Origin of the sequence: Actinoplanes octamycinicus (assembly GCF_014205225.1) — a bacterium.
GTDB classification, from domain to species: Bacteria; Actinomycetota; Actinomycetes; order Mycobacteriales; family Micromonosporaceae; genus Actinoplanes; species Actinoplanes octamycinicus.
In genome coordinates this window covers 252,068-262,858 of record NZ_JACHNB010000001.1, presented here as the reverse complement: position 1 = coordinate 262,858, position 10,791 = coordinate 252,068, and the positions used below count along the sequence as shown (strand labels likewise).

Genomic DNA, 10,791 nt, shown 5'->3' with positions numbered 1-10,791 from the left:
CCCGCTTCGGCCCGCTTGGCAGAGCTTTTCGCGTACGGAAAATGGTGCTCTCAATACGGATTTCCTGTTCCCGGCAACCGCCCGCGCAGCAGCCCACCGAGCCGGCCCGGCTGACTCCCGCCCGCGTTCAGCGGCGGGCTCTCCGCCTGCCCGGCCCGCTCCGCCAACCCGGCCACCACCTCGTGCAACGCGGCCACCGCGTCCATCCGAGGCTGCCATCCGAGCTCCTCGACGGCCCGGTCGCAGCACATCAGCGGCGCCTTCAGGGCGAGTTTCACCCAGCCCCGGTCGACCGGCTGCAGCCGCAGCCACCAGCTCAGCGCGGCGGCGCCCTCCAGCGCGAACCCGGGAACCGGCACCGGCAGCCCGTGGAACGCCTTGGCCAGCACCGCCGGATCGAGCACCGGCCCGGCCGCGATGTTGAACGCGCCCCGGACGTCGGCCCGCAGCACCCGCAGGTAGGCCTCGGCCACGTCGTCTGCGTGCACCGCCTGCAACCGCAGTCCCGGGTTCGCCGGCAGCAGCGGAACCCAGCCGAACCGGAGCAGCCGGGCCGGCACCAGCGGCCCGGCGAAGTACCGGCCGATCTCCGTCCCGGCGTCCCGCTGGAAGATCAGGCCGGGCCGCAGCCGCACCACGCGCAGGGTCGGGTGATCCGACTCGATCTCGTCCAGCATCCGTTCGACCAGCGCCTTGTGCCGGCTGTAGGACGACTCCGGGACGCCGGTGCGCAGCCAGGTCTCCTTGACATAGGCCCATTTCGGGCCGGGCGCGTAGACCCCGACCGACGAGGCGTGCACCAGCGTGCCCACCCCGGCCCGCAGCGCCGCCCGGAACACCGTGCGGCTGCCCAGCACGTTCGTCCGGTAGAGCCGCCGGGCGTCGTGGCTGGGCTGGATCTGCCAGGCCAGGTTCACCACGGCATCGGTGCCGTCGAAGATCCGGGTCAGCGGGTCCAGGGAGTCCTCCCGGCCGATGTCGACCGAGTGCCACTCCATGTCGGCGTACGGGCCACTGTCCGCCGGGGTGCGCCGGGCGATCCCGATCGCCTCGACGTCCGGCTCGGCACGGAGACGGCGCAGCAGGGCGGTGCCGGCGTTGCCGGTCGCGCCCACGATGACGACACGCATGACCGAAGGCGTACCCGGCGGCGCGCGATCGAATCGGATTCCCGTCACCATTCCGTGGTCCCAGGTTTTCCGGGCGGGCTTTTCCCCAGGTTGGGCCCGTCGGTGCGGGCCGTTTCCACAGGTTTTCGGTACGCTCCGCCGGCCGGTTTCGGGCGCTCGCCGGTTTCGGTACGGCCGGGTGCCGGGCGACTTTCGGGGGTCCCGTGGGTGGCCGTTTTCGCACCGGTGACCGTGGCGCCGCCGGGCCGAACCGGTACCGGCCCGGCGCTCGTCATTTGCGTCGCGCCAGGACCGGCCCGGCGTTCGCATTGTCAGCCGAACCGGTGCGACCCGGCGTGCCGCATTCCGGTCGAACCGGTCCCGGACCGGCGTTCCGCATTCTCGGCCGAACCGGCGCCGGGCCGGTGGCGGCCCGGTCTTCCGATTGCCGTGCCCGGCCATTCCGGACAGGCCGGTACCGCACCGTTCCACCGGGGCGCAGGGTGATTTCCGGCCGGACGGCGCGTTCGCCGGGACTATTGTCGTGCCTCTCGAAACACGCCGAATGAGTTCCGTCGATCCCACCCCGATTCTGATGATCATCCGAGGTGGTTGATCTTCGATCGCCGGGGAGCGGCGGGGATTGACCCAGGTCATCGGTGGAACCGCTCGGTCCGGATCGGCCGGCCGGCGTTCCGCAGCCGGTCGACGCCCGGTGCCGGCTGCCGCTGCCACCCGGCCTGACCTGCGGCCGGACAAGAAAAACGGCGCCACCGGGTGATCCGGTGACGCCGTTTCCCGGCCTGCGGTCAATCAGCGCTTGGCGTGGTACGCCTCGACGACGTTGCTCGGGATCCGGCCCCGCTCGGAAACCGAGTATCCGTTCTTGTTGGCCCACTCGCGAATGGCCTGATTCTGGTCGCGGCTGGTCCGGCTCGAGGCGGCCGGCGCGGCCCGCCGGGCAACCGTCGGCGGCACCCCGGAACGACCCAGCCGGGTGGCCGCGGAGAGGAACGGCTCCAGAGCCTTGCGCAGCTTGCCGGCGTTCTTCTCGGACAGGTCGATCGTGTAGTTCACGCCGTCGAGTCCGAATTCGACAGTGCGGTCGGCCTCCCCGCCGTCGAGGTCGTCGGTCAGAAGGGTAATTATCTGCTTGGCCATGTCGTGTTCGCTCCTACAGCGATGTCATTCGGGTGACGGCTGTACGCGAGCGATGGGGGTGCCGCGATTAGTCGTCGTCGCATTATTGTGTCGCGCACCCGGTGGCTATTGCAAATTGCTGGTCTTGGCATGTCGCAATTCCGCTGCGCATCCACCCGTAAGCGGAGGGTGGTCGCCTCCGCCGGTAATGGCTGCCCGGAGACTCTTTTCGAACTCGTGAATGTGCGGTAACGTCGCTGCTGGGAGCGCTCCCAGACCCTCAGGAGACTCGATGAGACGCGCTGTCCGGGCAACCGCCCTGACCGCCCCGGTGGCCTTCGCGACGGCCACCGCGGTGGTCACCGCCCGTCCCGTCCCGCCGGACCCGACACCGGCGCCCGCCCCACCCGCCGCCGAGGGTACCCGCCACATCCGCTCGCGCTAGCTGCCCCGCCAGCCCGCGGCCCGCCGACCCGAGCCGCCTCGTCGCCGATTCTCCGGTGCCGGGGCGGTTCGTCCACGCCACGGCCCTGCCGGGGTTGATCTCGGCTCCGCCCGGGGTTCCGCGCGCCGACGGTCCACTCACGGTCCGTTCATCCGCGGTCCCGCCTTCTCGCGCTCCTGCCTTCTTGTGGTCCCGCCTCCCCGGGGTCCTGCCTTCTCGTGGTCCCGCCTCCCCGCGGTCTCGCCTTCTCGCGGTTCTGAATCCCTGCGGTGCTGGCTGTTGCGGTCTCGCCCATCCATGGCCGCTCCTACCCGCGGCCCGCCCGCTCATGGGGGCGCCTACTCAGGTCGCGCCCACCCATGGCCGCGTCCACCCGCGGCCCCGCCTATTCAGGGTCCCGCCTAGTCATGGCCGCGCCTACTCAGGGTCCCGTCTAGTCATGGCCGCGCCCACCCATGGCCGCGCCTACTCAGGGTCCCGCCTACTCAGGGTCCCGCCTACTCATGGCCGCGCCTACTCAGGGTCCCGCCCACCCAAGGGGGTAGCCCCCGCTGATCAGTGTGGCGAAATTTTGCGAGATCGCGCGGGTGGCCTGTGGACAAGCTGCTGGTGTGGATTTCTTCGCGGTGTGTCACGCGGACCCGCACGACACGCGCTGCGGTCGTGAGTGGGCCGGGCATCGCGGGCCGGCTGGCACGGGGCCGGCAGTCGTACCGGAAAAGATCCGGAAGGAATCGGGGGGCATCGCGGCAGCGGGGATGGTGGTCGGCGGTAGGCCGTGACCGGAAACCGCGATCTGAGGAAGCCCCGACCTGGGGCTATGACGAGCACCCGCGACCTGGGGCCGCGACGAGCACCCGCGACGAGAAGCCGCGACCTCGGGCCACGACGAGAAGCCGCGATTTCGGGCCACGACGGGAAGCCGCGGTCTGGGGAGCCGCGACGGAAACCCGGATTTGAGGGAAGCCGCGACGGGAAGCCGCGACGGGAAGCCGCGACGGGAAGCCGCGACGGGAAGCCGCGACGGGAAGCCGCGACGGGAAGCCGCGACGGGAAGCCGGGAGGGGGCTACAGGACGAGGCCTCCGGTGGCGCGGATGTTCTGGCCGGTGACCCAGGCTGAGTCCGGGCCGGCCAGGAACGCCACAACGGCCGCCACGTCGGACGGCTGGCCCAGGCGGCCAAGGGCGGTCCAGCCTACCGACGCCTCCAGGCCCTCGGGGGTGTTGACGCTGCGGAGCATGTCGGTGTCGGTGGCGCCGGGGGAGACCGTGTTCACGGTGATGCCGCGCGGTCCGAATTCCTTGGCGGCGACCGCGGTGACCTGCTCCAGGGCGGCCTTGCTGGCGCAGTAGAGGACCATTCCGGGGCCGGCCACCACGGTGTTCAGGGTGGACAGGTTGATGATCCGACCGCCGTCGCGGAGCAGGGGCGCGGCGGCCTGGATGGCCAGCAGCGGGAACTTCGTGTTGATCGTCAGCACCCGGTCGAAGTCCGCCTCGGTCACCTCGGCGATCGGGGTGTGGTCGGCTGTCCCGGCGTTGTTGACCAGGATGTCCAGACCGTCCCGGACCGGCTCGAAGATCGCCGGCAGGGTTGCCGGGTCGGCCTGGTCGCAGCGCACCGCCACCGCGCCGTTCCCGATCTCGGCGGCCAGCTTCTCCGCCGCTTCGGTGCTGGTCCGATAGGTGAACACCACCCGGGCGCCGTCCGCGGCGAGGCGGCGCACGATGGCCTGCCCGATGCCGCGCGAGCCTCCGGTGACCAGCGCTGTCTTCCCCGTAAGCGTCATGCGATCGACGCTAACCAATGCGGCCGCCACCGAGAAGACGATCGACGAGATCAACCCGCCCGGAAAGGCGGCCGACGAGATCAACCCACCCGAAGAAGGCAGCCGACGAGATGAACCGGCCCCAGGGAAGGCAGCCGACGAGATCAACCCGTCCGGGGAGGGCGGCCGAGGAGCGGCCGCGCGGTGGCCGGCGGCCGGGGAAAGAGCGGACCTACCGGGACGAACGGATCCGCAGCACCGCCGGAGCGTGCGCCGGCACCGCCGGCGACTGCGGCGCCACCGGCTCCACCCGCCGATACTCGGCCCCCAACGGAGGCCGCCCGTCCTCCGCCCCCTTGTTCGGCCACAGCGACATGGCCCGCTCCGCCATCGCCGTGATCGTCAGCGACGGGTTCACCCCGAGGTTGGCCGGCACCGCCGACCCGTCCACCACGTGCAGGCCCGGGTAGCCGAAGACCCGGTGGTACGCGTCGACCACGCCGGACTCCGGGTCGGCGCCGATCGTCGCCCCGCCCAGGATGTGCGCCGTCATCGGGATGTTGGCGATGTCGCCGACCGTCCCGCCGGGGAAGCCGTCGATCCGGTCGGCGATCCGCCGGACCGCCTCGTGCCCGACCGGGATCCAGGTCGGGTTCGGGTCGCCGTGCCCGGGGCTGGTGGTGAGCCGCCCGCGCTTGGTCCGGCGGACCGTCAGCGAGTTGTCCAGGGTCTGCATGACCAGCGCGATGATGGTCCGGTCGCTCCACCGCCGGGCGGACAGCGAGTAGGCGAGCACCACCGGGTGGCGCAGGCACTCCCAGAGGAACTTGAGCGGCCGCGGCACCCGGCCGCCGCCGTCGACGAGCAGCGTGGAGAGCAGGCCCATCGCGTTGCTGCCCGGCCCGTAGCGGACCGGTTCGATGTGGGTGTTCGCGTCCGGGTGGAACGACGAGGTGATCGCCACGCCCTTGCTGAACGGCTCAGCCGGCACCTTCTTGGTCTCCGCGCCGAGCAGCGCCTCGGAGTTGGTCCTGGTCAGTGAGCCGATCCGGGCGGAGAGCCGGGGGAGGACCCCGGTGTCGCGCATGGCGTGCAGCAGCCGCTGGGTGCCCAGCGCCCCGGCGGACAGGATCACCTGACCGGCGGTGAAGGTGCCGTTGCGGGTCTCCACCCGCCAGCGCTCGCCGTCCGGCCGGATCGCGGTGACCTCGGTGTCCGGGTGGATCGTCGCGCCTTTGCGCTCGGCCAGGTAGAGGTAGTTGACGTCGAGCCGGTTCTTGGCGCCGACGGTGCAGCCGATCATGCAGTTGCCGCATTCGACGCAGCCGGTGCGGTCCGGGCCGGCGCCGCCGAAGTACGGGTCCGGCACGGTCTTGCCCGGTTCGCCGAAGAACACCCCGACCGGCGTCCTGCGGAAGGTGTGCCCGACCCCCATGTCCTCGGCGACCTGCTTGATCACCACGTCGGACGGGGTCATCGTGGGCTGCTCGGTCACCCCGAGCATCCGGGACGCCTGGTCGTAGTGCGGGGCCAGCTCGTCGGCCCAGTCGGTGATGCCGGACCAGTGCGGGTCGGCGAAGAACGGGGCGGGCGGCTGGTAGAGCGTGTTGGCGTAGACCAGCGAGCCGCCGCCGACTCCGGCCGCGGACAGCACCATGATGTCCTTGAGCAGGGTGATCCGCTGGATGCCGCGCATCCCCAGTTTCGGCGCCCAGAGGAAGTTCCTCAGGTCCCATGACGTTTTCGGCAGCGTGTCCGGGGTGAACCGGCGGCCGGCTTCGAGCACGCCGACCCGGTAACCCTTCTCGGACAGTCGCAGTGCGCTGACGCTGCCGCCGAAGCCGCTGCCCACGATCACGATGTCGTAATCCGTCATCGCATCACCTAAGCATTACCGGCCGGTAACCACCAGACCCGATTTTTATCGCTTGTAGATCGTCATGGAATACCCGACTTGGTCGATCGGGGTGCTGGTGTCGAGAAGCTGCCGGAGCTTGGGCGAGGCCAGCGCGATCCGCGAGTCGGAGACCACCAGGATGCCGTGGACCTGGTCGAACGGGACCGAGTAGGGGTGGGCCGCGGTGATCCCGTAGTAGGCCGGAACGCCGCTGCCCTTGTAGATCAGCCAGATCTTCTGGCCCGGGTAGTCGGTTTTCAGCTTCCGGGACAGCCGGGCCAGATCCTGCCCCCAGTCGACGTTCGAGTCGTGCAGATTGGTGTGGGTCTTCGCGGTGCCGCCGAACGCCTCATTGGAGTAGGGCAGATAAAAGGGGAAAGTCCGTAATGAGCTGGCGGCGGTCAGCAGCACCAGGACCGCCGCGGCCGGCCGCACCCAGCGGAACCGCAGCAATGCCACGGTGCCGGCCGCGACCGCCAGGAAGAGCGGCAGGAAGATCACGTACCGGGTGCCGTAGTCCCGGGCGCCGGTCATCGCGACCAGCAGCAGCACCGCGGAGACCGGCAGCACGTAGAGCGACGCGGCCCGCAGCCGGGGGACCAGCAGCATGGTCAGCGCCCCGGCCAGCCAGAGCGCCAGCATCCCCAGCGGCGTCTTGATCAGCAGCGCGGCCGGCAGGTAGTACCAGAGGTTGCCCTGGTAGGCCTGCCCGAGCAGGAAGCCGTTGAAGGTCTGCCGCTCGAACTTGAACTGCATCAGCAGCCCGTCCCGGTAGGCCTGCGGGAACGGCAGCCAGTCGACGGCCAGCCCCTTGAGCCCGCCCGGGTGCGGCAGCCGTGGCGGAGTGGTCCAGCGCAGCTGCGGGTCGGCGATCAGGTAGACCACCCAGACCACGGCGACCGCGATCAGCCCGGTGCCGATCAGGGCTCCGGCGCTGGTCAGCAGACGCCGCCGGAGCGGCGTCGGGAGGAAGGGTGGGCGGGTCCGTTGCGCATGCCAGGTGGACAGGGCCGCCAGCAGGACGATTATCGGTACGGCCGGAAGCGCACTGGCTCGGGTGGCCAGCGCGCCGCCGAGCGCCAGCCCGGCCAGCGGCAGGTAGCGGTGAGGTCGCTCGCGCGCCCGCCACGCCAGCCAGAACGCGGTCAGCAGCAGCCCGGCGGCCGGCACGTCCAGGGTGGCCAGCGACCCGTGCGCGATCACGTCCGGCGAGAACGCGTAGAGCCCGAGCGCGATCAGCCCGCCCACCGGCCCGGCCAGGTCCCGCGCGAACGCCAGCACCACCAGCCCGAACAGCAGCGTGAGCAGGATGACCGGCAGCCGGGCGGCGAGCAGCACCCGGAACGGGTTGTTCCCGCTCTCGTAGAGCAGGTGCCGGCCGAGCGCGGTCTGGCTGCCCGGGTACGCCGGGTCCAGCCGGGCCACGCCGGCGAACGCCAGCCCGGTCGCCAGGATCAGCTTGCCCAGCGGCGGGTGCTCCGGGTTGAACCGCAGGCTGTGCTGCTGGGTGTAGACCTCGGCGGTGGCGATGTAGACCGGTTCGTCGATGGTCGGCGTCTGCTGCGTCGCCGTGGTGATCATGGCGAACGCCATCTGCCCGAGCATCGCCACGACGGCGAGCAGGTACAACAGTCGTCGTCGGGGCATCGGGCAAAGATAGCCGAGGGCTCAGCCGGTGAACTCGCCCGGCGGGGTGGCCGCCGGATCGGCGTGTTTCTCCCGCTCGGCGGCGCGCAGCTCGACCCGGCGGATCTTGCCGGAGATGGTCTTGGGCAGGTCGGTGAACTCCAGGCGGCGGATCCGGGCGTACGGGGGCATGTGCTCCCGGGCGTGCGCGAAGATCGCCGCCGCGGTCGACTCGTCGGCCGGCCACCCCTCGGCGAGCAGCACGTAGGCCTTCGGCACGGCGAGCCGCACCGGGTCCGGCGACGGCACCACCGCGGCCTCCACCACCGCCTCGTGCTCGATCAGCACGCTCTCCAGCTCGAACGGCGAGATCCGGTAGTCGGACGCCTTGAACACGTCGTCGGTGCGCCCGACATAGGTGATGTAGCCGTCCTCGTCCCGGTTCGCCACGTCCCCGGTGTGGTAGTAGCCGTCGACCATCCGCTCCGCGGTCAGCTCCGGGTCGCCGTGGTAGCCGACCATCAGCCCGACCGGCCGCGGGTCCATCGCCACGCAGATCTCGCCCTCCTCCGCCTCGGCCCCGGTGACCGGGTCGAGCAGCGCGATCCGGAAGCCCGGCACCGGCCGGCCCATCGACCCGGCCTTGACCGGCTGCCCCGGCGTGTTGGCGATCTGCACCGACGTCTCGGTCTGCCCGAACCCGTCCCGGATGGTCACCCCCCACTGGGCCGCGACCTGCTCGATCACCTCCGGGTTGAGCGGCTCGCCGGCGCCCACCGCGATCCGCGGCGGCGTCTTCAGCTCGGTCAGGTCGGCCTGGATCAGCATCCGCCAGACGGTCGGCGGGGCGCAGAAGCTGGTCACCCCGCAGCGCTGCATCTCGGCCATCAGCCGGCCCGCGTCGAACCGGGTGTAGTTGTAGATGAACACGCAGGCCTGCGCGTTCCACGGGGCGAAGACGTTGCTCCAGGCGTGCTTGGCCCAGCCCGGGGACGAGATGTTGAGGTGCACGTCGCCGGGGCGCAGCCCGATCCAGTACATCGTCGAGAGGTGGCCGACCGGGTACGACACGTGGGTGTGCTCGACCAGCTTGGGCTGGGCGGTGGTCCCCGAGGTGAAGTAGAGCAGCAGCGTGTCGTCCGCCCGGGTGACGCCGTCCGGGGTGAAGTCGGGGCGGGACGCGGAGGCCGTACCGAAATCGAGCCAACCCGGCGCCGAGCCCACCGCGATCCGGGTCACGGCCGGATCCACCTGGTCGAACTTGCCGGCCGCCGAGCCCATCGCGATCACGTGCCGGGCGCCGCCGCGCTCCACCCGGGCCGCGGCGTCGGCCGGGCCGAGCAGCGGCGTGGCCGGGATCAGCACCGCGCCCAGCTTGATCCCGGCGAGCACGGTCTCCCAGAGCTCCACCTGGTTGCCGAGCATCACCACGATCCGGTCGCCGCGGCGCACCCCCTGCTCGCGCAGCCAGTTGGCCACCCGGTTGGAGCGCTCGGACAGCTGCGCGAAGGAGAGCCGCTGCTCGGTGCCGTCCTCCTCGACGATCCACAGCGCCGGCGCGTCGTTGCCGGCGGCGATCACGTCGAACCAGTCCAGCGCCCAGTTGAAGGTGTCGAGCCGGGGCCACTCGAAGCCGGCACGGGCCCCCGGGTAGTCCTCGCGATGATCGAGCAGGAAGTCGCGGGCGCGGCGGAATGTGAGGTGACCCTCGTTCTCGACCATGACTGCCATTCTGCGCCGCGGCCCGGAACGACGGAACGCCCCCGGCGAAACCGCCGGGGGCGCTCGGGCCGAACAGGTGGATCAGACCGTGCTGGTGACGCGGCCCTCCCGGTACGCGTCGAACCGCTCCTGGGCGGCCTTCAGCTTGGCCGGGTAGGACTTGGTGGCCTGGTACAGCTTGTAGATCACCAGCAGCTCGAAGGCCAGCATGGCGGCGCCGGAGAAGAGGGTGATCGGGAAGATCAGGCCGGTCAGCGGGGCCAGGATGTAGACGAACATCTCGTACTCGATGCCGCTGAACAGGTGGGTGCGGATCCGGTTGCGCTTGAGGGTGGCGCCGATCCGGCCCTTCAGCGACTGCGGGCGGGTGGTCGAGGCCGGCTCGTCGTCGGCCGCCTCGTCGCCCGGCTCGGCCATGTCCACCGGCGAGTCCGGGTGCACCTCGACCGGGAACTTCAGCGCGTCCAGGTTCTCCTTCATGCCGCGGCGGACCTTGGCCACCTGGCTGCCGTTGAGGTAACGGATCAGGTCCAGGAAGATCGCGACGGACATCAGCCACAGGTATTTCACATCGTGGTGCTGCGCGTACTGCCCGCCGAAGAGGGTGATCGCGCAGAAGAAGACCCGCACCCGGTCGAGGACGAAGTCCAGCCACTGGCCGAAGACCGTGCCGGTCCCGTTCAGTCGGGCGATCTTGCCATCCATGCAGTCCACGACGAAGCTGAGGTGGAACAGGATCGCGCCGACGATCAGCCACTGCTGGTCGCCCTGGGCGAAACTGACCATGGCACCCGCGCCGATGATGGTCGCGATCAAGGTCAGCACATTGGGCGTGATCCACCGATACGGCGCCACGATACGCACCAGCCGGGACGCCAGCGGGTCGACCAGAAGCACGGTCCACCAGGCATCGATCGGCTTGTAGGTGCGCTCCCGGATTTCCTGCAAGGTCACCTTCACGGGCGGCACTCTAGACCCTAATTGTGTGGAAACGCCATGTGGCCCCACGGTTGTTGCGGGGGGTGGGACGACCGGCGTTGCTGGGCGGTCGATTGTCGGTCCAGGATACTCGCCGGGCGGCG

General features: G+C 70.7%; 8 protein-coding genes. 1 reads left to right on the top strand and 7 read right to left on the bottom strand.

Going from position 1 to position 10,791, the window contains the following annotated elements:
- Window positions 1-50 precede the first annotated feature (50 nt).
- On the bottom strand, window positions 51-1,130 hold the full coding sequence (locus BJY16_RS01060; protein ID WP_185037262.1) for an NAD-dependent epimerase/dehydratase family protein: 1,080 nt from the start codon (window positions 1,128-1,130) through the stop codon (window positions 51-53).
- 792 nt (window positions 1,131-1,922) lie between these two features.
- Window positions 1,923-2,270: a histone-like nucleoid-structuring protein Lsr2 gene (locus tag BJY16_RS01055; protein WP_185037261.1), complete on the bottom strand. Its 348-nt coding sequence runs from the start codon at window positions 2,268-2,270 to the stop codon at window positions 1,923-1,925.
- A gap of 271 nt (window positions 2,271-2,541) precedes the next feature.
- Here BJY16_RS01055 and BJY16_RS01050 point away from each other — a divergent pair, with 271 nt between their 5' ends.
- Window positions 2,542-2,694, top strand: a complete 153-nt coding sequence (locus tag BJY16_RS01050; protein ID WP_185037260.1) for a hypothetical protein — start codon at window positions 2,542-2,544, stop codon at window positions 2,692-2,694.
- A 1,068-nt stretch (window positions 2,695-3,762) separates the two neighbouring features.
- On the opposite strand, the gene BJY16_RS01045 is transcribed toward BJY16_RS01050, so the two are convergent.
- The 5 genes from BJY16_RS01045 to BJY16_RS01025 all read right to left on the bottom strand — a co-directional run bounded on the left by BJY16_RS01045 (window position 3,763) and on the right by BJY16_RS01025 (window position 10,663).
- The gene (locus BJY16_RS01045; protein ID WP_185037259.1) at window positions 3,763-4,485 is read right to left on the bottom strand and encodes an SDR family NAD(P)-dependent oxidoreductase; all 723 of its coding nucleotides are present in this window, start codon (window positions 4,483-4,485) and stop codon (window positions 3,763-3,765) included.
- Window positions 4,486-4,696: 211 nt separating this feature from the next.
- Window positions 4,697-6,340 carry an FAD-dependent oxidoreductase gene (locus BJY16_RS01040; RefSeq protein WP_185037258.1) on the bottom strand — a complete coding sequence of 548 codons (1,644 nt, stop codon included), beginning with the start codon at window positions 6,338-6,340 and terminating at the stop codon, window positions 4,697-4,699.
- Window positions 6,341-6,385: 45 nt separating this feature from the next.
- Window positions 6,386-8,008: an ArnT family glycosyltransferase gene (locus BJY16_RS01035; RefSeq protein WP_185037257.1), complete on the bottom strand. Its 1,623-nt coding sequence runs from the start codon at window positions 8,006-8,008 to the stop codon at window positions 6,386-6,388.
- Window positions 8,009-8,029: 21 nt separating this feature from the next.
- The gene (locus BJY16_RS01030) at window positions 8,030-9,709 is read right to left on the bottom strand and encodes an AMP-binding protein (RefSeq protein WP_185037256.1); all 1,680 of its coding nucleotides are present in this window, start codon (window positions 9,707-9,709) and stop codon (window positions 8,030-8,032) included.
- Between the two features lie 81 nt (window positions 9,710-9,790).
- The gene (locus BJY16_RS01025; RefSeq protein ID WP_311775286.1) at window positions 9,791-10,663 is read right to left on the bottom strand and encodes a CDP-alcohol phosphatidyltransferase family protein; all 873 of its coding nucleotides are present in this window, start codon (window positions 10,661-10,663) and stop codon (window positions 9,791-9,793) included.
- Between the last annotated feature and the right edge of the window lie 128 nt (window positions 10,664-10,791).

Excerpts from the sequence above, each read along its gene's own strand:
- BJY16_RS01060 (WP_185037262.1), bottom strand. The coding sequence starts at position 1,130 with ATGCGTGTCGTCATCGTGGGCGCGACCGGCAACGCCGGCACCGCCCTG.
- BJY16_RS01055 (WP_185037261.1), bottom strand. The coding sequence starts at position 2,270 with ATGGCCAAGCAGATAATTACCCTTCTGACCGACGACCTCGACGGCGGG.
- BJY16_RS01040 (WP_185037258.1), bottom strand. The coding sequence starts at position 6,340 with ATGACGGATTACGACATCGTGATCGTGGGCAGCGGCTTCGGCGGCAGC.
- BJY16_RS01030 (WP_185037256.1), bottom strand. The coding sequence starts at position 9,709 with ATGGTCGAGAACGAGGGTCACCTCACATTCCGCCGCGCCCGCGACTTC.
- BJY16_RS01050 (WP_185037260.1), top strand. The coding sequence starts at position 2,542 with ATGAGACGCGCTGTCCGGGCAACCGCCCTGACCGCCCCGGTGGCCTTC.
- BJY16_RS01045 (WP_185037259.1), bottom strand. The coding sequence starts at position 4,485 with ATGACGCTTACGGGGAAGACAGCGCTGGTCACCGGAGGCTCGCGCGGC.
- BJY16_RS01035 (WP_185037257.1), bottom strand. The coding sequence starts at position 8,008 with ATGCCCCGACGACGACTGTTGTACCTGCTCGCCGTCGTGGCGATGCTC.